General features: G+C 38.7%; 21 protein-coding genes and 3 pseudogenes. 14 read left to right on the top strand and 10 right to left on the bottom strand.

The features are described from left to right. Nucleotides 1–86 precede the first annotated feature (86 nt). Nucleotides 87–1,283: an IS110-like element ISEc20 family transposase gene (locus PS053_RS05085; RefSeq protein WP_256878908.1), complete on the bottom strand. Its 1,197-nt coding sequence runs from the start codon at nucleotides 1,281–1,283 to the stop codon at nucleotides 87–89. A gap of 335 nt (nucleotides 1,284–1,618) precedes the next feature. Between PS053_RS05085 and ldtA the strand changes: the two genes are divergently transcribed. From ldtA to PS053_RS05045, 8 genes and pseudogenes are all read left to right on the top strand, one after another. Continuing rightward, entirely contained in the window at nucleotides 1,619–2,554 is a 936-nt protein-coding gene (ldtA, locus tag PS053_RS05080) for a L,D-transpeptidase (protein ID WP_123057932.1), read from the top strand. A gap of 434 nt (nucleotides 2,555–2,988) precedes the next feature. Next, nucleotides 2,989–3,864 (top strand): DUF6387 family protein, encoded by an 876-nt coding sequence (locus tag PS053_RS05075; RefSeq protein WP_032217205.1) that lies wholly within the window; start codon nucleotides 2,989–2,991, stop codon nucleotides 3,862–3,864. A gap of 150 nt (nucleotides 3,865–4,014) precedes the next feature. Next, on the top strand, nucleotides 4,015–4,233 hold the full coding sequence (locus tag PS053_RS05070) for a helix-turn-helix transcriptional regulator (protein WP_023155944.1): 219 nt from the start codon (nucleotides 4,015–4,017) through the stop codon (nucleotides 4,231–4,233). 81 nt (nucleotides 4,234–4,314) lie between these two features. Continuing rightward, nucleotides 4,315–4,604: pseudogene (locus PS053_RS05065) on the top strand (hypothetical protein). Between the two features lie 44 nt (nucleotides 4,605–4,648). Further along, entirely contained in the window at nucleotides 4,649–4,945 is a 297-nt protein-coding gene (locus tag PS053_RS05060) for a hypothetical protein (RefSeq protein WP_256878909.1), read from the top strand. 72 nt (nucleotides 4,946–5,017) lie between these two features. After that, nucleotides 5,018–5,260: an H-NS family histone-like protein gene (locus PS053_RS05055; RefSeq protein ID WP_001773974.1), complete on the top strand. Its 243-nt coding sequence runs from the start codon at nucleotides 5,018–5,020 to the stop codon at nucleotides 5,258–5,260. Between the two features lie 49 nt (nucleotides 5,261–5,309). Continuing rightward, the gene (locus tag PS053_RS05050; RefSeq protein ID WP_256878910.1) at nucleotides 5,310–5,726 is read left to right on the top strand and encodes a thioredoxin; all 417 of its coding nucleotides are present in this window, start codon (nucleotides 5,310–5,312) and stop codon (nucleotides 5,724–5,726) included. Nucleotides 5,727–5,777: 51 nt separating this feature from the next. Beyond that, complete coding sequence (locus tag PS053_RS05045) at nucleotides 5,778–6,527, top strand: hypothetical protein (protein ID WP_256878911.1); 750 nt, start codon at nucleotides 5,778–5,780, stop codon at nucleotides 6,525–6,527. Nucleotides 6,528–6,719: 192 nt separating this feature from the next. On the opposite strand, the gene PS053_RS05040 is transcribed toward PS053_RS05045, so the two are convergent. The 4 genes from PS053_RS05040 to PS053_RS05025 all read right to left on the bottom strand — a co-directional run bounded on the left by PS053_RS05040 (nucleotide 6,720) and on the right by PS053_RS05025 (nucleotide 9,400). Beyond that, on the bottom strand, nucleotides 6,720–7,124 hold the full coding sequence (locus PS053_RS05040) for an H-NS family histone-like protein (protein WP_001287374.1): 405 nt from the start codon (nucleotides 7,122–7,124) through the stop codon (nucleotides 6,720–6,722). Nucleotides 7,125–7,281: 157 nt separating this feature from the next. Beyond that, nucleotides 7,282–7,761, bottom strand: a complete 480-nt coding sequence (locus PS053_RS05035) for a DUF4756 family protein (RefSeq protein WP_032181104.1) — start codon at nucleotides 7,759–7,761, stop codon at nucleotides 7,282–7,284. A gap of 85 nt (nucleotides 7,762–7,846) precedes the next feature. Beyond that, nucleotides 7,847–8,638, bottom strand: a complete 792-nt coding sequence (locus PS053_RS05030) for a hypothetical protein (protein ID WP_256878912.1) — start codon at nucleotides 8,636–8,638, stop codon at nucleotides 7,847–7,849. A 24-nt stretch (nucleotides 8,639–8,662) separates the two neighbouring features. Beyond that, the gene (locus tag PS053_RS05025; RefSeq protein ID WP_097316588.1) at nucleotides 8,663–9,400 is read right to left on the bottom strand and encodes a replication/maintenance protein RepL; all 738 of its coding nucleotides are present in this window, start codon (nucleotides 9,398–9,400) and stop codon (nucleotides 8,663–8,665) included. Nucleotides 9,401–10,195: 795 nt separating this feature from the next. Here PS053_RS05025 and PS053_RS05020 point away from each other — a divergent pair. From PS053_RS05020 to PS053_RS05010, 3 genes are all read left to right on the top strand, one after another. Continuing rightward, the gene (locus PS053_RS05020; RefSeq protein WP_001524918.1) at nucleotides 10,196–10,465 is read left to right on the top strand and encodes a hypothetical protein; all 270 of its coding nucleotides are present in this window, start codon (nucleotides 10,196–10,198) and stop codon (nucleotides 10,463–10,465) included. 83 nt (nucleotides 10,466–10,548) lie between these two features. After that, nucleotides 10,549–10,935, top strand: a complete 387-nt coding sequence (locus PS053_RS05015; protein ID WP_032181097.1) for a hypothetical protein — start codon at nucleotides 10,549–10,551, stop codon at nucleotides 10,933–10,935. A 244-nt stretch (nucleotides 10,936–11,179) separates the two neighbouring features. Next, entirely contained in the window at nucleotides 11,180–12,202 is a 1,023-nt protein-coding gene (locus PS053_RS05010) for a DUF4238 domain-containing protein (RefSeq protein ID WP_000918422.1), read from the top strand. A gap of 84 nt (nucleotides 12,203–12,286) precedes the next feature. Here PS053_RS05010 and PS053_RS23070 read toward each other — a convergent pair. After that, a pseudogene (locus PS053_RS23070) lies at nucleotides 12,287–12,653 on the bottom strand (hypothetical protein). A gap of 31 nt (nucleotides 12,654–12,684) precedes the next feature. Further along, entirely contained in the window at nucleotides 12,685–13,158 is a 474-nt protein-coding gene (locus tag PS053_RS05000; protein ID WP_021580836.1) for a DUF4755 domain-containing protein, read from the bottom strand. 432 nt (nucleotides 13,159–13,590) lie between these two features. Here PS053_RS05000 and PS053_RS04995 point away from each other — a divergent pair, with 432 nt between their 5' ends. After that, nucleotides 13,591–14,121 carry a lipoprotein gene (locus PS053_RS04995; RefSeq protein ID WP_256878914.1) on the top strand — a complete coding sequence of 177 codons (531 nt, stop codon included), beginning with the start codon at nucleotides 13,591–13,593 and terminating at the stop codon, nucleotides 14,119–14,121. Nucleotides 14,122–14,131: 10 nt separating this feature from the next. Continuing rightward, the gene (locus tag PS053_RS04990) at nucleotides 14,132–14,407 is read left to right on the top strand and encodes a hypothetical protein (RefSeq protein ID WP_032283317.1); all 276 of its coding nucleotides are present in this window, start codon (nucleotides 14,132–14,134) and stop codon (nucleotides 14,405–14,407) included. Between the two features lie 58 nt (nucleotides 14,408–14,465). Here the strand turns inward: PS053_RS04990 and PS053_RS04985 are convergent, their stop codons facing one another. Beyond that, nucleotides 14,466–15,302 (bottom strand): macro domain-containing protein, encoded by an 837-nt coding sequence (locus PS053_RS04985; protein WP_032283318.1) that lies wholly within the window; start codon nucleotides 15,300–15,302, stop codon nucleotides 14,466–14,468. Nucleotides 15,303–15,438: 136 nt separating this feature from the next. Between PS053_RS04985 and PS053_RS04980 the strand changes: the two genes are divergently transcribed. Continuing rightward, nucleotides 15,439–15,948, top strand: a complete 510-nt coding sequence (locus PS053_RS04980; protein WP_042003857.1) for a TIR domain-containing protein — start codon at nucleotides 15,439–15,441, stop codon at nucleotides 15,946–15,948. A gap of 131 nt (nucleotides 15,949–16,079) precedes the next feature. Here the strand turns inward: PS053_RS04980 and tcpC are convergent. Continuing rightward, nucleotides 16,080–17,002: pseudogene (tcpC, locus tag PS053_RS04975) on the bottom strand (NAD(+) hydrolase TcpC). Nucleotides 17,003–17,058: 56 nt separating this feature from the next. Further along, nucleotides 17,059–18,561, bottom strand: coding sequence for a MobQ family relaxase (mobQ, locus tag PS053_RS04970; protein WP_256921767.1), 1,503 nt, complete (start codon nucleotides 18,559–18,561; stop codon nucleotides 17,059–17,061). Between the last annotated feature and the right edge of the window lie 640 nt (nucleotides 18,562–19,201).

Raw genomic sequence — 19,201 nt, 5'->3', positions numbered from 1 at the left:
AAGGGAAGCCATGTTATCCCGGCAGAGATTGAGTTCTGTCTCAACATTGAATCAAGGGGGGTGCCCCTATTAAGTTGTCAAGCATGTTATGACGCCTGCGGGGTATAAAAAGTCCCGTCGCGCATCATGGCGAACAGAACGTCGCAGCGTCGTCTCGCCAGGGCGATAAGCGCCTGATTGTGTCGTTTTCCCTGACTCATTTTGCGGGTGTAGTAAGCCCTGGAGAGCGGATCCCTGAGCGCGGCGAAGGCCGACAGGAACAACGCCCGTTTGAGAGCTTTATTACCCCGTCGCGAGGGATGCTCACCGCGTATTGACGAGCCGGATCGCCGAGTTACCGGCGCAAGGCCAGCATAAGCAGCGAGATGTGCGGCAGAGGCGAAGGCGCGGCAGGCGACCTCGGTGAGGAGTCTGGCTGCGGTCCTGACACCGACTCCGGGCATACTGGTCAGGACCGGGTAAAGAGGGTGAGCAAGAACTCGCTGTTCTACCTCAAGCGCCACCTCGTCTCTTTGCTTACGCAGCGTGATGAGCTGGAGTGCCAGACGTGGCAGTACTACGGCAGTGGCATTCGTGCCGGGAACGACGACGGTTTGTTCGGCCAGTGCCTGAGCTATGTCTGCTGCAAGGCGTTTACCCAGACGAGGCGCAAGTTTGCAGAGCTGGGCTGCCAGCTTCTTCTCACCCAGCGAAGCGAGTTTTTCTGGTGAGGGATATCGCTGGAGAAGATCGAGTACCGCCGGGTGATCAAGTCTCGGACCGAGAACGCGCTCCAGTGCCGGATGTATCTGGGTCAGAAGGCCGCGGATACGGTTGCTGGCCTGCGTTGTCTGTGCGGCAAGATCATCATCGAAGCCGCAGAGCATGGAGAGTTCGGCGATTTGCTCGTCAGCCAGTTTCAGCGTGCGTAGCGCGTGAGGCAGGGTACGGGCAGCTTCGGCAATGATGGCAGCGTCACGAGCATCAGTTTTAGCTTCACCGGCGTGTAAGTCGGCTATGCGGCGCATGGCCAGTCCAGGGAGGTATCCGACAAGGACTCCTTCTGAGCGGGCAACGGCGACAGGTAACGCACCGATGGTAGCTGGCTGATCAACAACCAGCAGTATCTGACCATGTTGTTTCAGGTCAGATATTAGCGACCTGAGTTTGTTTTCGTCGTTGGGTAATGCTTTATCGAACAGGCGTTTACCTGAACGATTAATGGCTACAGCGTGATGCGTATCTTTACCGACATCAACGCCGATAAAGACCTGGACGGATTCGTAATCGCTGGATTCGGTCATTCTGTCTCCCTTGTATATGGGTTAACCAGATAACCACGGGGAGCAGGTACCGGCATCCACGTTACAGACGGTCCCGGCAAAAGTGCCTGACCTGACCCCTATTAGCGGTTACCAGCGCCCCACCAGACCCGGTGACATCACCCCCCGGATCATGGACGACTGGGGGCAGTAATCATGCCGGGTCTGGCTGGCTAACACCCCATTATAAGGGGTACGAATAAAGTAACGGGGGGGGGGACACCTGGCATAAAAACCGTTTGAAATTCACTGTTAGAAACGAAAAGTCTGGGAAAAGCTATAATAATTGAATTGCTTTCGCGACTTAGGAAAGGGAAATGATGCGTCGTGTAAATATTTTTTGTTCATTGGTTCTACTTTTTGTCAGTCATAATAGCCTGGCGGTAACTTATCCATTACCTCCTGAGGGCAGTCGTTTGGTGGGGCAGCCCATTACGATAACTGTTCCTGAGCATAATACCCGGCCTTTGGAAACCTTTGCCGCACAACACGGGCAAGGTCTGAGTAATATGCTGGAAGCAAATCCGGGAGTAGACGTTTTCTTACCAAAGTCGGGTTCACAATTGATCATACCGCAGCAGCTTATTTTGCCTGCTACTGCCCGGAAGGGGATTGTCGTTAACGTCGCTGAGATGCGTCTTTATTATTACCCGCCAGACAGCAATACTGTGGAAGTGTTTCCTGTAGGCATTGGCGAGGCAGGGCGTGAAACGCCGCGTAACTGGGTGACAACCGTGGAGCGTAAACAAGAAGCGCCAACCTGGACGCCGACACCCAATACCCGCCGCGAATATGCTAAACGTGGCGAGAGTTTGCCTGCGTTTGTTCCTGCTGGCCCCGATAATCCCATGGGGCTATATGCTATTTACATCGGTAGGCTTTATGCAATCCACGGAACCAACGCAAATTTTGGTATCGGACTGCGGGTAAGTCAGGGGTGTATACGCCTGCGTAATGATGATATCAAATACCTGTTCGATAACGTGCCTGTAGGTACACGCGTACAGATTATTGATCAACCGATAAAATATACGACGGAGCCAGACGGTTCGAAATGGCTGGAGGTTCATGAACCGTTGTCGCGCAATCGTGCGGAGTATGAGTCAGACAGAAAAGTTCCTTTGCCGATAACGCCTTCTTTGCGGACGTTTATCAACGAACAAGGCGTTGATGCGAATCGCGCAAATGCCACGTTACAACGTCGCTCAGGTATGCCAGTACAAATTAATTCCGAATCAGGGAAGATGCTTTAAAATGACAGTCGAGTAAAAAGCAAAAAGCCTGCTTGAAAGCAGGCTTTTTTAAATTTGGCTCCTCTGACTGGACTCGAACTTCATCTGTATCTCCTGCTGTTAGTGGCTTTCAAAAAATGGCGTTTGTTTTTACCATCATATTTACCAGCATTTTTAATGCCATATCACCATAAAGTCAATTACTATCAATTAGTTATGACAATACGCTTCACTGAACCTCACTGAACGATCTCCCTCTTCTGCTACAAATCTTCAATCACTGATTCAACAGATTACTGCTATTACCCGATATGTTTACCCCCGGAAAGATAACGAAAGACAGAAGAACACTATATGACCAATGCTGAGAGCGCCAGCTATCATTATTCCCTTTCTCTATGCTGCTGGATGCGTTAACGTCAATGTAATGAACATCAACATTTTTAGGGAAAAGAATGACAAAAAGAATACCTGTCGCGGAGATAGTGGAAGCATTAAGCAAATGGTTTGATGTTAGCCGCTATGATGCGTTGAAAGACCTCACTCTGGAACAAATTTATGCAGAGCTGGAAAGGCGCATGTTTGTCTATAAAGCCAGACAGCAATGGGAAACACTGGACGATAAGCATCGTAATGCCGTTATTCACCATGATGCGATGATCCACTCTGGTAGGGTCTTGCTGGAGGATAAATGGATCTCTGAAAGCCACATGCTGTCTCATAGCTATGCTGTCAGGCCAATGACAAGGAACTCACTGTTTAACTATGGACGGGCAATGTATCGGCTGGAGAATACGCCTCAAGAAGAAAATGTTTCAGTGAGTTCGGATTACATCTCTGAATACCTGAAACAGGGAGGGCTGAATCCTGCGAACAAGATGCTGATTGAAATTGACTTGGAAGAAGCCAGCAGTGACGATCTGGCTGAACACCTGAAAGTGCTTATCAGTCAGTGGCAAAAGCACCTGAAAGTGCCTAAACCACCGGAAAAAGATTTCCGGTTTGGTCATAAAACATTCCAGAAGATACTTGATTACAAGATTATCCCACTGATGGACCTCATCGCTTGGGAACAGCTCAACAACCAGAAAATCAAATACCCTGTATTGGCTGGTATCCTACACCCCGATATGCGTTATGCCAGAGGTAGCGAGCAAATCAAAGACACTGATTATCCGCTTGCCCACGGTTTTTTAAGCAATGACAATTATTTCAAGTCACTGAATGATTTTTTCATAAAAAACAATCTGGTGAAAAACTCACCTATTCTTGATGTCATCGCAATGAATGACAAACCAGAAACAAAAAAGAAAACAAGGGACATCCACTAACACTGAACTTCCCCTGTATTCATTTCTTATAAACATCCCCTGAATTCACTGGTCCTGAACATCCCTCTGGTTCAGGGCTGGTGAACCAACCTAGTTTTCCACAAGCGATCTCCCTACAATTATCTCCATCAAATAACACAGGAGATAAATATGGTTAAAAGAGAAATAAAAGCAAAGACAACGTTTATCCGTTTACCAGAAGTAATAAAACGCACCGGATTTGGTAAAACGTGGATTTACGAACTGATTAAGGCCGGACGGTTTCCATCGCAGGTGAAAACAGGGATAAGAGCGGTGGCATTCATTGAAAGTGAGATTGATGAATGGATTGACGCGACTATTCGAAACTCACGCCAGAACGCTGCATAAAAACAGAAACAAGATCTCGTGTCGAACAGATAACTGTTCGCACAGGGCATCTTATTATCCTAAACAATAATGGAGAAGAATATGAAGATAGAACTTATTACGACAAAACATTTTATTGAACAAGCCGAATATTATTTCAGGAACTATATGGACGGATTGCATAGGAATGCACCAGATGATTTTTATTATTTTATCAACAATAAATATAATATGAATGACATTATGGAAAGTATCATTAAAAAACGAGATATCATTTTTATGATGACACCGAAGAAGGTAAAAGGAATCGGATTTATGGAGAAGTAAGCCACAGTAAGGTAAAGAAACACCTTCGTCAGCTTTGGATTATCTATAAGTGTGTATACCGCTAATACTACAGCATTTCATTTTTAATATTAACCAAAAGGAAAATCCAATGAATACATTTAAAAATAAAAACACTGAAATCTTTTATATTGTGTCCTTGCATATCTACGCGGAGCTTTTTAACTCAAAGGATAAAACGACTAGCAATATGATTATAACGCATGTAATGGATCATGAGTTTGTCTGTAGGCTAATCGATCTGGCGATGAGAAATGCTGAGAAACATCTTCTGAAAAAAGCATGGAAAAAGAACGCTGCTGAAAAACTGTCTGAGGTGGATTTTAAAGGGGTTAAGCAGGCATTAGCCAAAATGCATTATACGGTTCTGGCGGAATCAATATGTTGATATGTTCTGACGTATATCGGCCCCTTCATGGGGCTGATAAAAAATCTTATTTGTCTATCCAAGGAGCAAAAAATGATTGATGAATTTCATGTGATGTATATGTATAAAAAAATCCAAGCGGAAGCCGCAACCACTGACATCAAAACACTTGAACAGCTTTTGAAAAAGTTCAGGAGCGTGGTTAACGAACGTCGTGAAGAATACTATCAGGAGATTGGTGAGAAAAAAGCGCGTAAGTTGAAAATGAAAAGATTACAAAGAATGCTTGAGAAGATGGCGTGTGACCGAGTCTCGCCAGAAGATCTCATTGACTGATAAGTGTTCTGTATAATAACGTATCTATATTAAAAACATGGAGGTGGTTATGGGCTGGGAGCTTCACATTGTAAGAACGGAACATTGGTTCGATAGCGCAAGTGCTCCAATCAGTAGTGAAGAATGGCTCCAGCTTGTTAATGATGATAAAGAACTATCTATAGATAACAAGAACGGTGATTTTTTTGCTACATGGAGTGGGCATTGTGAACTCGATGAACCTTGGCTTGATTGGAATGATGGAAGGATTTCAACAAAACATCCTGACGAAGCCCTTTACTGTAAAATGTTGCAGATAGCTGAGAAGCTACATGCTGTAGTCGTTGATGAGGATGACCATAAATATTCGCTACCAAGTGACCTTATGAATCCTTCATGGGCGAATTCATCACCGACGGATAAAAAAACATCCTTATGGGGAAGGTTAATTTCAAAAGTAAAAAAATCTTTTTTAAGTGTTGTTTAGCCAGATTCTATCTGATGCACTAATAATTAAGAATGATGCTAGGGAACTAAAATGATTATAAATGACATTTTTAAAATATCTGAAACAATCACATCCCCATTTCACTATATATTCAAGAGAAAACTTTCACATTATTTATATCAGAAAAATATTATTGAAATTCTCGGTAGAGTTAATGAAAATAAACTGCGCGGATGGTATAGTCCATGTGATTTGATGAATGCCAGAGAATTCAGAGGGATGATTAATTCGCTTTTCCAACCCGGTGACTATCATTTTTCCACTATGGATATTGCTGCTGCAATTAGTATTGCAACAGGTCATTATTCTGATAACGAGTTTAACAAATTTAGCAACGAGATTATTGATTTCTCATATCATATATCACATGAAATAAAGGAATCAATAATTAAAAATAAAGTAATTCGAGATGGCTTGGTTGATTATGGTAAAAATATTAGTTTAATTGATATCAAATCAGATCGCAAAGCAATTGAATGCCTATTTAAGGATAAAAAAGAGTTATTTCGACATTACTTTTCCACGTTTAATAATACTTTCTATAATCATAGCATTCAGATTTGGCATCAAGGTAATGATAATACGTGGATTGACTGGACCGAAAAAAATTCTATACGCATAAACATTAATCCCTATAAAATCCGAGAAGGTTTCTTTTTAATCGGATTTGACTATCGTGATATTACAAATGGTGAAAGGTTGCATGTTGCCAGTAATAAAGATGGACATGAATACTTTAATAAATACTTGAAAAATAGTTCGCGTGTGTGGATGCAGTAAGCAAACAATAATTGGCTAGCAACAGGAGATGAGATAATTCTAATATTCGGGAATGAATCATCATTATTTTGTAGTCATTTGGGGAGATGGATTAATTTCAACGTCCTGTTCGTAGTCGCCTCTATTGTTGCAGGTTAATTACTGATGGAGCGAAAGTAAAACCGCCAAATTAGATTGACGGTTTTATTGTGATTAGATCGCAAAGTCTTCCAGCGTTTTACCAGCTTCGATAGCAGCGGCGATTGCTTTAGGAGTACGGCCCTGACCCGTCCAAGTCTGCTCATTACCGTTCTCATCTGTATATTTGTATTTAGCAGGACGAGGAGCACGAGTTGATTTGGTTTTAGGCTGGGATGAACCAACGGAAGCGAGTAGTTCTGTAGGATCGATACCGTCTTCTAACAGTTTCTGGCGGAAGGCTTCAAGTTTAGCCTGACGTTCTTCTTGTTCTTTACGGGCTGAATTTTCTTCCTCACGGCGATCTTCAACGATTGTGGTGAGTTTTTCCAGCATCTCTTCCAGAGTTGCCAGATCTGTTTCACGAGCCTGTGCGCGAAGTGTACGAATATTGTTCAGTGCCTTAAGAGCTTCACTCATAGTATGTCATCCGGTGTTTTAAAATAGGCGATTAATAAAAATAATGCTTACGGTGCTGTTGGAAAAATCAAAAAAAACAGTCAGTAAATAATATAGTAAACATTATTGCATAAGCAATCTAATACATCACATTTCACACGAATAGCATAGAGTCGTTTTAAAGAGACATTTTCCTGCGCTTTTGGTTTGATGGTTCGAACTCTGACGAGATACGAGATAGTTGCTCAAGACTATGTTCAATTGAACGTTGGAACTCAACAGCGGCTTCTGTGCGTTGTTTTATGACCAAGGCTATTATTTCTTCATCACTCTTATCTGAAATGGCCTTACGGTATAACACGCGTTCGTTAAATAAATCGAGATTACCTGATGATTTGGCTGATGTGTTAGCTTTTGAACTGCTGATGGGATTTAACTCGTCTATAAAGTATTCAATAAGAGATTCTCTCTTTTTTTCCAGCCTGCGAAGTTCGGTATGGGCAGACTTAAATTTCTGAGCTTTAACCAATGGAATATCATCGGAACGTAGTTTACGATATTCATTTCTGTATTCTTCTATTGGAATGTGATTTTTTAGTTCTTTGACTGTATTTACGTATTCGATTAAATCACTGTTGTCTGTTTTTACTTTTCTCATAAGAAATACCTCGTAGATAAAATAATAGATATATTTATATTACGAGATATGGTGTAAGTGTCAAATTGGCGTAGGTATAAAAATATTACTTTGATTTATACTGTTCAAAAATAAGTTCACCTGTCTCTGTATAAATTTCTATTTTACCTACTTTACCATCAGTGCCTTTTATCGAGAAACGAATTAATCTTTCATTATGATATTTTTCTAACAAGTCAGGTCGTTCACTAAAGTATCTTGATTTTGTGGCGCGATCTTTCAGATAGTCGCAGCTTGAACAAACCTGTTTTCTGAAATCCTTCTCATATAAACCGCTTTCTTTTATTTTTGAAGAAATAAAAGCTTTTAAAGGTCGTTCATATTCCTCTCTTTCTTTCGCTTTGCGTATTTGTTCTTCTTTCTTGTGCTGTTCTTCAATACGGTAAAGTCTGCCTTGTTCTTCCTGCGCTCGTATTATATCCTCTTGGATTATTTTACTAATGATTGAGGCAGGAACAACACTGATACCTTCAGACCACCCCTGATAAGGATTATTGTTTTGTATATTTCGGACTGTAGCAGATATTCTGTCTATATCCAGTTCTTTATCAAAGGAAACAATGCGTTGTCCGTTTTCTTTTGATATGAGCTTAGCCGTGTTTACCGGGGATTCCAGACCCTTTAATTTGAATGTGGCTACGGCACTGTTGCGACTTCTATAATATAATGCTTGTTTCTTTTCTCCTATGTAGCATTCAAGGTAAGAGAAAATCTTAAACTCCTGAATGCCAAATGTTTCCTCAAGCATGGTCATCTGCTCAGCCAATATATTTAGTATATCACTCTTGGATAGCTTTTCGTGGAGCTTAATCTCAAGCGAACCGGGTAGTTTTTTCATTATTATTTCCTTGTTGTTGTTATTTTATCTGGATACTTTCTGCATATGAGACTCTATGTCAACAGAGTTCCTCCTTGCTTCCTCGTTTTCCTTTGTTCTTTTATATACGTTTCGTGGTTTATCAATATGTATGCTGTTATTGGGATTAGGAACAGCGTTATTCTTTTTCTTCTTACTGAAAATAAACGCGTCAGTATAAATTTCTTTAACCTCTGTTTCTAAGGTCAGTTTTCTTCTTTCTCCCTGTGAATGTTTCGTATAGTTTTCTGGATACTGCTCTATCTCTGCGCAAAGATTGCGAGCGTTGCTCAACTGTTCTTTTCGTTTCTGATCCAGTTGATGACTCATCCCTTTTGCGAAAATGTTAGAGTTGATATAGAGATGACCATGATGCTCTACAAGTATTCCTTTCTGTCTGAGTTTTTTAAAAATGTTAGACATATTACCGGAAGCGATGTTCAGTGCTTTACACAGCGATGATTGCGAAAGATTGATCAGATTTCCAAACTCCATATACTCCAAGATATAGGTTAATACACGGAATTCATTCTTGGATATGTCAAGATCAGAGAAGACTCGAAAGTTGGAAGTAAAAGCAAACACATAAGGTTGTGAAAACGAAATAGCTTTATCTTCCTCAGAAGAAATAACTGTCGTTGATTTTATTTCTTTGTTTTGTAGCAAGCGTCTTGCGATATCAATCTTTTGTTCTGTAGTTAATGATTCAAATAAGTGTAATAGGTCAGCATCGTTTGTATTCATATTATTCTCTCTTATTATTTTTGTTATATGTATTTTAATACTATGCAAAAAAGTGAAAGTCAATAGTAGAACTATAAATAAAATAGGAAGTATATTATTATGACAATGTTATATGTTAAAAAAGCTATGTTTAAACATAGGAAAAAAAGTTGTGAAGCCGCGATTTTACTGGTCCGGGACTATGCTTATAATTAAATAATTAGTAAGAAGTTAAGAGAGTCCAGTTTTACTTTTGCGTTATGTTTTAGTGGTTTTACAGGGGCTATTGTATTCCTTAATAACTGCTATCAGCGAAGTGATTGTTTCGAACAATCACGAACCGCTGCTTTTATTGTGAGAGCTTAATTAAGATTTCTTTTGTTTTATTAGCGTCTACGACGCGATCTTTTTTTGGATAAATCCATCATTATCGGAGACAAGCTCCTCACAGCAGAGTGATTGTTGGCAACAATCACGAAGTGCTGCTACTCAAGATATAGTTTTCCTATACGTTTAAGAGCAAATGCTATATGTCAGATGGGGAATGCTATGTTTAAACATAGGATCCGAATTAAAAGTTAAAAGGAAAATAGATCTGGCTATGACCGAATACACTTGTTTATTACCTCATAGTAGTATAATCAAATACAAAATGTCAATGTTAGGGCGTAGCCGTGCGTCAGCACAGAGATAAATATTTTTTCAAAAAGTAGTTTAAAAATAATAAGTAAAAGCATGAAGAAAACACAGATATATTTGATTTTTACGCTTACGATGGAGTATTAAACAGTAATAAAATAATAAAAGGAAAATACAATGAACAATATCAAAATGATCACACTCTTCCATCCACATGACAAAACACCATTTATGATCTGTATTGTAAACAAAGTAGAAGATACAGAACTTGGATTGAAATTAACTCTTGAAAACGGCAACAGCATTTGTGTCAATAACTATGACCATTATCTGTTATCAGAGTCTGCAAGTCGTTGCGATAAAGACAGGTTGAAAAATATTTATATTCGCTTGGTCTCAGAACTTACACAGATGAGTGAAGAAACTATAAAATCACAGATGTTATAAAACACCTATAAAATATAATAAATATTTTTGATATTATTATTAGTTGCATGGTATTAAATAAAAACAATAACAGGAAAAATATCATGCGAAAAATAAAAACAAAAATCTACTTGCCTACAGCTTTGACAGAAAATATGGATAAACACTATATCCCTGTTTTACAGGATTTAAGAAAAGCGATATACAGCGACAGAATGTTATCAAGGCTTGCAGATAGCGGCAATATTGTTATCCATAGTTCAGTTGGGTATCCGGTTGCTAAATACAAAAACACGGGGATTAGCATAGGTATAGAGCCATTGAATCCAATGATAAGACAAGATCTGACTCTTGGATATATAGTGGTCGTCAGAAACGGGAAAACATCACAGGAGATTAATGGTTTACTTAACAGGTCATTGCTAAAAGCAATAAGCACTTTTAAGGATCACATCAACGAATATGAATCAGTAAAAATCAAAATGCGATAACAACCTATGTTCTGGTAAAATATTTAGTCTGATAACTACAGGAGGAGGATGAGCGATGGAAGGTAAGTTAATTTTTTGTTCCGATGCAATACTACGGTTTCAGTCCAATTACGAAGAAACCGCTGCTGTTCCATTGTTCCCATTCGCTGAGAGAGAATCCTTTTGTTCCTCTGTTTTAATCATTGATGATAGTTAGAATGTTGGTAATATATTGTCCATATTTATTTGCTATGAGGAGAAGATAATGGCAGGGAATAGGCAACATTTTATCCCACGTTTTTTACAAAGAGGTTTTTCTAACGAAAAAAATGGGAAGTATTTTACTAACTGGTATAGAAAAGATTGTTTCAAGGAAAACATGATAGTAGAGAATATTGGTTTGGAAAACAAGTTTTATTCTCACTATGGCGATTCAAGCGTTGATAAAAAAATAACAGAAAACGAAACATACAGTTATTCACGCATACTTAATAGTTTAGTCGATGGGACTTACAACCTAGACAACAGGAAAGATTTAGCCGAGTTTATTTATCATATGGAGATTAGAACAAAAAACTTAAGAGAAAACATGATAGATTCATGGGCATATTTTGGTGAGCAATTAAAAAACAGATTGCTAGACAAGGAAACTCTTATTGATTATTTCCAAAGAAATCCAAAAACAATCAAAGAATTACTTCAAAATGAGTTAAATAAACTACCAATACCAGCAAGTCTACATGAGCAATATAACTCCATGTTTTTTGATAACGTTCAATTATGGCTACCAAATGCTGCAGAAAAGATGCTATCAACATTAGTTCCGAAGTTTGAGCAAGAAATAATATCAAAAATACCTGAAATAGTAAAAAAGGTTCAGTTAGATGTTTTGGTTTCATCTGAGGATAAGAAAAGTAATATTTATAAGAATATGCATTACAAAGTATTGAAAACAAATCAATCTTTGATTTTAGGAGATAGTATTGTAATCTTTGAAGTGTCTGGGGAACGAAAGTTTAAGCCATTCTATGAAAGTAATGATGATTTAAAATGTATATATATTCCATTAGATTCATATTCGCTACTTTATGCAACGCCAAATCCAGAAGATAAACCAAACGTGGATGGTATTAATAAGGCTATAGCACAGTGTTCATTTGATTTTTTCATTAGTAAATTTCATAGTGATGAATGCCAAATATTTCGAAGTGAGATTGGTAAAAATGCGTTTATAGTTACAACCGAATATATTGACGAAATTCTAAGTAAAATAATAACAGGAAATTAAAATAGGATTACTTAATGCAGGAGTTAGTGTCTAACTCCTGAATATATAATTAACGCATAATACGTTATGATGGTAATAGTACTTTTAATCCATCAAACCGCGAGAAGTCTTACTTGCAGTCTGACGAAAATCATAACGTTCCACAACATCACCCTTAAACCAGATATCCAGTGATTTAATGTGTGCCGTGCTGCTATTGGTCAACAGAGCAAGGCCCGGTATGTAGTTAGATAGTTGGCTTTCTTGAGTAGTTCCACATCTCCTGTCCATCATTCGTAGCGCGTGTCTGAGGCTCTCCAAAGGCAGCAAGAATTTCTCGTTGGGTAGTTTTACCCTTGACGATTTTTAATTTAACCGTCTGATGATTTTCATCAGTTAGGGATTTATTACCATGAACGGTACAGCCACCAAGCGGAAGTATGCTAAAAATAGCAAATAATAATTTTTTCATTTTTGTTCCATAAATAGATGAAAGGTGAGACTCAGAAAACATACTTTTTAAATACCAGCATCCACCGCTCGCAAAGTTCGTGATTTGAGGTGCTTTTATTTTTCAGGGGAACATTAACTTTCCACATGGGGTTTTTAATATCATCGGTTAAAATATTTAGGCCAGACCGTTTATTAGCTGAAAGTTGTTCTCTCCAGTTAGCAATAGCCGCATTATTCATACCTCGTAATGTTCCATTGCCGTAAAACTTACCACCGTCTGAAAGCGTATAATTTATTTCCCGGATTTCATCAAAAGTATATGTGCTGTCTTTATCTTTATTGAAAATACGGACAGTATGTTTTTGTGTATCAATAACAATACCTGTCTGTTGGCATTCATACGAAAGAATGTCGCCGTCCAGAACTTCCGTAAAGCTGTTGTAGTGCTTTTTCTTCTGTATATCTGCTACGGTCATGATAATGACGAAGAGCACCACTAAAAATACGATACCTGTTGCTTCCACTCTTACTTCCTCCATGTAAATGAGTTAAATAGACTGAACCCGCTCACAGAGCTTTGCTTCGTTTTATACGTCCTACAGCACCAAACTCATGGCGTCGGTCTCGGCGTTGCAAGGCTATCAGAACTTGAAATTATAATCGATATAAAAGATCGATAATGAGTTATCGATAGATTATAGCGATTGAAAGCACGATATCGTTCGGTGATTAATTGTTAATACCGATCGAATATCTATTTATGATAGTTGAAAACTATCATGTGGCCGTTTTTGATCGTTTTAAACGATATGACGAGACGTTAAAAGAATTGAATCCTATCAATTGGTTAAGCGGTGGTTTTGCCATGTGATATCAGCCGGATCCCGCAACAACTCTAGCCCTGACCGGATTAGGTCAAAAATTTAGGCACTTTGATTATCAGGATGGATAAGCAGATGAAGAAGATTTTACTCGTTGCTGGCGCAGCTCTGGCACTGGCGGGATGTGGTGAGAAAGGTGATTTTGAGAAAGCGATTAATACCAAGATTGGGCAGGACAAATACTGCTTCTCGCTGGATAACAATAACACCAGCTTCCCCATCCGTCTTGCCAAGCCACGACTTGATTCGACTGGCACAGGGACCAATTCAGTGATCCTCGACGGTTTTATTGAGCAGGGCCTGATGGTTTTTGAACAGGGCTATGACTCGAATGTATTAGGGATAACAGAGGAAGGCAAAAAAGCCAAAGTCTGGAGCACAACAGACGGTGCCTGTGTTGGTCGTCGTGCTGTTGACGAGATTAAGGAATGGACGGAGCCGGGAAACGGTAATCAGAAAGTAGTTCGCGTGACTTATACATGGAAGCTGGTTGACGTTCCGGGCTGGATTGACAAAAAAGCCTTCGCCAGCGTTAAAGGGATGAATGAACCTGCTGATGGTGCAATGAATCTCGTTAAAACCAGTAATGGCTGGAGAGCCAATTAAGGAAACCACTATGGAAAACAATATCATCAAATGCCCGTTCTGTTTCAAAGAGAGCCAGCGTGGGGTTCACGTCTGTACAGGCTGTTTAGCGACGGTGTTATATGGTGCCTACCCGAAGTGGTATGCTGCTGTTGTTTTGTTGTTGGCTTTTGGTTTATCGGCGTTGATCGGTATGCCAACAGGCATGGCGGGGGCTACTATCAGCCTACCAATCATTGCAGCTATTGGGTTTGTTGCTGGCAAAATTATTTTTGCTGATAATGTAGTGTTTAGGCGAAAGATATAAAAAGCGAAAACAATTATATATGGGCGACGTTTCATGGTTCGCCCATATATAAATATAACTAAAGACCATTTCTCGCTGATTTTATATCCAATAAGTTTATTTTATCTATCTTATCTTTGTGGATAACGATAGTAAGCTTTGCCGGAAATTTAAACCTCATTTCACTTATTCTAAAAGTCCACAACATTATTTTAAGTAAATCCTCATCGCTAATATTTTTATGTTCCTTTATTCTAGTGATTCCAGATCCAAAGATAGGAACAGAGACACTTTTTTGAGCATATATACGATTGACTTTGTCCCAAAAATTTATTAAAAATGCTAGATAATCTGGCATTGTAAGAAAAGCTCTATTTTTATCGTCAAATTTTGAAAACGCAGTTAATAGATAATCATTATTAACGAAGATAGTTCCTAGCGAATATTTTTGTGTTTTACCCACTTTTCTTTTATGGTTGACATCAAGCAGTTCATCTTCTTCAAACTGATGATTTGAAATACGATGGTCCAAATCAGATACGGATCCCACTAAATAGTTATCAATATATAATCCATTAAGGGAATTATGAGAAATGATAACATCATCAACTTGCGTGTCAAAATATTCATTAAAAGCAATGACCTTGAATCCATCTTGTCTGAATAAATCACCTGCTTTTACAGTAACAATGCTGCCCTCAACATCTAAATTAACTTCCGAAAGATTATTTGATTTAAACCATATGCCGAAATATAGTAAGAATAAAATAATTAAAAATATAATACCAAGTGTTAGTTTGTTTTCTGTTGGAATGTCTATAAAAATCAAAAAAAGTGAAAATATGGTACTTATAGTTGATGTGTAGTCTGAAAATTTTTTAAGTATACGCTTATCGAAAAAGTTAACTTTCGCCATTTTTGTATCAACCTTGTTAATTATATGTAATTCAAGTGTGTTGAAAGTAGTTTATTATAAATGATGTTTACACTATCTGATATATAAGGTATTTTCAACATGTTGATACTAATGTTGACTGCTTCATGGGGACTATATGAGTTATCGTAATAAGACATATGTGGCTTTTGCAAGCGAAGATATAAAGTTTTATCGTCTAATGGAGGCATGGAAAGCAAATGAAAACATAGACTTTAACTTTTTTGATGCTCATGATCTCTTTATTTCAAGAGATACAAGTAAGCCCGAAACCATAAAGCGAAACCTCCGCGAAAGGATGAAAAATGCTAAACAAGTAGTACTGTTGGGAAGTGCTAATACTAAGAGAAAAGGTAGCGATGGAGTATCGTTTCTTGCCCATGAAATAGATCTTATCGTAGAATTTAATCTTCCTGTTGTAATAGCTAATTTAGACGGAGATAGAACAGTCGATAAGAACTTCATTCCTAAACCACTTTTAGATTCAGAGCATTATACAGTATCTGTATCCTTCCAACCTAAAATTATTAAATACGCATTAGATAATTACTGTGTTAACTATTACTCAAGTTCAAATAGTGGTAGTTATCTATACCCTACATCTGTTTATACTAAGTTAGGTCTGTAATATTTCAACGTATACTAAACAATATGTGGAATGAGCACGAAACACTCATTCCATAACAAACATACTATTTAGATGTGTTAATACAATTAATTTTATGCATCGAAGATATTAAACACTTATGATTTATTGTTTTATCTTCTCCTGTATGCTATCTCAGCCAACTCTCTTGCTATTTCCTTAACGCTATATAAAGAAGTTTGCAGGGCCATTTTATCCGCCAAATAATGGCTGTATTTAGATACCTCTTGAGCATTGATATTATGCCAGATTGGCAATATAATCTTATTATCATCATACACTGCACGATTAATTAAACTATCTAATTCGTATTGTGTCCATTTCTTGTTTAGAAAGTTATGAGAAAGTATGACTATGCCATAATTTGCTTTTCTTAGGCCTAAATCAATATTTCTCCTTAAGCTATCGCCGACTTCAAGTGTCTGTTCATCATACCAAATAATTACACCAAGTCTATTTAACTCGTCTACCAGTGGTCTGACAAAAGTATCTTTATCCTCTTTTGCATGGGATATGAAAAAATCATAGTGCGTATTATTGTTATCTTGCATGACGTCATTCTGTATTTCATATGGTTGATGAAAAATTGCTTGTAATTTTGCCCAGTCTATTTCTGCTAAAGATTTATTATTGCGATAAAATAGTTTTTGGGAAGGGAAATCAATATTCGAAATGTAAATAATAAATATATTATTTATTTTCTTTGCCTCAACCTCTTTCCACTCCCATCTATAATCGTGGATATAAGAAATTGATGCTTGAAAATAATCATTGGAAGTTAAATCACCTGCACGAAATGTCGCATTACTAATATTAAACGCGAGATATGAGTTACCTTCTCCGTTGAAAATAATATTATATCCCTCTTTCAATAGATATGAACGAATCTCTTTGGTTTTTAAGTGCTGTTTCCATGCGAGGAATAAAAGGAATGGAATTGCTATTGAAAGAAAGATGAAGAAAAGGATATTATATATATTGTTGTCCAAAACATTCACCAAGTATATAAAAATTCTATGTTTTCATATGTTATCACATTTTGAGCCTATGTAACATGCATTTGATTAAAAATTAATAGTGGGGAGAACATTGCTATTTGATGTTAGATTTTCTGTTAGTTGGTTTTAACTTTGACATAGAAGGTTTTCCTCTAATAGACAGTATAAATTCCATGTGTTTGTTGACCTCCGTTTGTTCTTGCTCAAAACGATTTGGGAAACGAACAGTCTTGTTAATATCTGATTTGTTACCATAGACTCCTGCTTCTTGCGATGTTTGGTTATTGTTAAACTTAGCGCGTCTTTCAAACTCCGAACGTGGAACATTGACATCCAGCACTTCATCATAGACATAGTTCTCTGCGATACGCTTATCATGGTCAGCATCAGTGGTATCTGCTTTCCTTTTGGCCCAGATAAATTTCTCTCTTATATATCCTACTATCAGTAGTGTGAAACGTTTAAACAAACCGCTCTGGCGGGGCTTGGTCTGTTTCCTACTCCTCACAGGAGCACGGTTCATCGCTCTGGTGTTTTGAAGAGATGGGGTTTTCAGTTTAGTGGATGCATTTGGTTCAGGAACAACCAGAACAGGGGTTTTCTTCCCTGATACATTTACTTTACTGACCTTACTGGGGTCACGGTAAGATTTTACGGCTGGTCTTCTGTGTGGTTCAGATGTTGTAAGAACAGGTTGCTGCTCTTCTGTTGCCGGGTAGTCAGGGATAACGATTTCTTCGGGTTCAGGAAGATGTGTAATCGTAAAGCTTCTGACATCAACCACGATCTCCAGTGGTAGCTCACTGAATGTGGTGTAGACCTTCTTTGCTTCCTCAATTTGATGAGCGCGTTGAGCTTGTTCAGTGGCTCGTTGTTCCTGTGACTCGGTGTCATTCCACTTGGCACGATGAACGCGCTGCATTGCCGGGCGGTTAGTTTCTGTCGCTTTGGCAAGCCAGAATGCTTTCTCTTCAGCGCTGAATGCTTCTTCTGCCTGAGCAAGGGCATCAGCACATTGCGTCCTGAGAGAACGGTGATCGATACGTTCTTCACTGCCTGCAGCCTCAAGGTAGCTGTTTGACATCGTGGCCCATGACTCACGCCACTGAACAACCATCTTCTTATCATTCCAGCTTCTGTCTTTTTTACCGAAGCCTTCGGGACCGATAGTTTTCAGGGTTAACATGACGTGAGCATGGGGATTCTTACCATCTAAATCGTGGAATGCGACATCAGCAATCATTCCTTTATCAACAAAGTTCTTCTGGCAGTATTCAGCAACCAATTTTTTCTTGTCATCATTACTGAGTTCTACGGGGATAGCGACATCAAAATAACGGGCTGTTTGACCGTTGTTCTGGCGTTCCACTCTTTCAACTTCATTCCAGAGTGCTGAGGAGCATTCAACAATATGAGCAGGTGCGGAAACGGGCGCTAATATAATATGACCATGAAGATCTGTTCTGTGGCTGAAATCAAATGTTTCGCCAATGCGATCATCTGTAATACGTGTACGGGCATGGTAGGCAGCTTTCGCAACGGAAGTCATGCCTTCGCTTCGTTTCACAATTTTAAAATCCAGATGAAAAATCGCCATTAAAAATATAACCTCAAATAAAAGTAATGCTGTTAGTTTTTCGTAAGAAAAACTTTGGTGTTGACGTTGACCTTGGTTTTGCTTTTAGCCTGCGGCAGGCAACCGTCGGTAGACCCCACACACTGCGTAGCAGTGTATAGGTGGGCATTGTCTTTAATAAAATAAGCCAATGTAAAATGCCCCTCTTATTAATTAATACGAAATATATGTATGGTTGTAAAATAATACGCCGGGTTAAGCGGCGCAAACTGGATTAAAGGTGTAGGTTTCACGTCTGAAGGACAAACAGAGTAAAGAAAGGCCCGTAAGGGCAAAAGAAGTATTAATTATTCCCGCCGTAAGGCGGGGGCGCTAAATTTGATGAAAAAAACGAATAAAACAGACAGTGTTATGTGTTGCACAATTCACAGGTTGAGATTGGGAAATAGAGTTTGAAAATGACAGGTAAAAATAAAAGCACGAATGCGCAAAAATAAGTAACGCGGAGAGTGCGGGGTATTTTAAGTTAGTAATTACTATCATATGCGTTGCACATATTTATAAAGAAATGTATCAGAATCATTCTCTCTTACAAAATGGTGTAAATTTGACGTTATTTCTCTTTGTGATAATTAAATACGTATAAACAGCAAGAGGTGAT

Origin of the sequence: Escherichia albertii, from assembly GCF_028622335.1 — a bacterium.
GTDB classification, from domain to species: Bacteria; Pseudomonadota; Gammaproteobacteria; order Enterobacterales; family Enterobacteriaceae; genus Escherichia; species Escherichia albertii.
This window is presented reverse-complemented; position numbering and strand designations above follow the sequence as displayed.

What these genes read in the sequence shown, in the direction of transcription:
- PS053_RS05045 (WP_256878911.1), top strand. Translation starts at nt 5,778, where the DNA reads ATGATTATAAATGACATTTTTAAAATATCTGAAACAATCACATCCCCA.
- PS053_RS05010 (WP_000918422.1), top strand. Translation starts at nt 11,180, where the DNA reads ATGGCAGGGAATAGGCAACATTTTATCCCACGTTTTTTACAAAGAGGT.
- PS053_RS05030 (WP_256878912.1), bottom strand. Translation starts at nt 8,638, where the DNA reads ATGAAAAAACTACCCGGTTCGCTTGAGATTAAGCTCCACGAAAAGCTA.
- PS053_RS04985 (WP_032283318.1), bottom strand. Translation starts at nt 15,302, where the DNA reads ATGGCGAAAGTTAACTTTTTCGATAAGCGTATACTTAAAAAATTTTCA.
- PS053_RS05020 (WP_001524918.1), top strand. Translation starts at nt 10,196, where the DNA reads ATGAACAATATCAAAATGATCACACTCTTCCATCCACATGACAAAACA.
- PS053_RS05025 (WP_097316588.1), bottom strand. Translation starts at nt 9,400, where the DNA reads ATGAATACAAACGATGCTGACCTATTACACTTATTTGAATCATTAACT.
- mobQ (WP_256921767.1), bottom strand. Translation starts at nt 18,561, where the DNA reads ATGGCGATTTTTCATCTGGATTTTAAAATTGTGAAACGAAGCGAAGGC.
- PS053_RS05085 (WP_256878908.1), bottom strand. Translation starts at nt 1,283, where the DNA reads ATGACCGAATCCAGCGATTACGAATCCGTCCAGGTCTTTATCGGCGTT.
- PS053_RS04980 (WP_042003857.1), top strand. Translation starts at nt 15,439, where the DNA reads ATGAGTTATCGTAATAAGACATATGTGGCTTTTGCAAGCGAAGATATA.
- PS053_RS05015 (WP_032181097.1), top strand. Translation starts at nt 10,549, where the DNA reads ATGCGAAAAATAAAAACAAAAATCTACTTGCCTACAGCTTTGACAGAA.
- PS053_RS05075 (WP_032217205.1), top strand. Translation starts at nt 2,989, where the DNA reads ATGACAAAAAGAATACCTGTCGCGGAGATAGTGGAAGCATTAAGCAAA.
- PS053_RS05060 (WP_256878909.1), top strand. Translation starts at nt 4,649, where the DNA reads ATGAATACATTTAAAAATAAAAACACTGAAATCTTTTATATTGTGTCC.
- PS053_RS05040 (WP_001287374.1), bottom strand. Translation starts at nt 7,124, where the DNA reads ATGAGTGAAGCTCTTAAGGCACTGAACAATATTCGTACACTTCGCGCA.
- PS053_RS04995 (WP_256878914.1), top strand. Translation starts at nt 13,591, where the DNA reads ATGAAGAAGATTTTACTCGTTGCTGGCGCAGCTCTGGCACTGGCGGGA.
- PS053_RS05035 (WP_032181104.1), bottom strand. Translation starts at nt 7,761, where the DNA reads ATGAGAAAAGTAAAAACAGACAACAGTGATTTAATCGAATACGTAAAT.
- PS053_RS05070 (WP_023155944.1), top strand. Translation starts at nt 4,015, where the DNA reads ATGGTTAAAAGAGAAATAAAAGCAAAGACAACGTTTATCCGTTTACCA.
- PS053_RS04990 (WP_032283317.1), top strand. Translation starts at nt 14,132, where the DNA reads ATGGAAAACAATATCATCAAATGCCCGTTCTGTTTCAAAGAGAGCCAG.
- PS053_RS05055 (WP_001773974.1), top strand. Translation starts at nt 5,018, where the DNA reads ATGATTGATGAATTTCATGTGATGTATATGTATAAAAAAATCCAAGCG.
- PS053_RS05050 (WP_256878910.1), top strand. Translation starts at nt 5,310, where the DNA reads ATGGGCTGGGAGCTTCACATTGTAAGAACGGAACATTGGTTCGATAGC.
- ldtA (WP_123057932.1), top strand. Translation starts at nt 1,619, where the DNA reads ATGATGCGTCGTGTAAATATTTTTTGTTCATTGGTTCTACTTTTTGTC.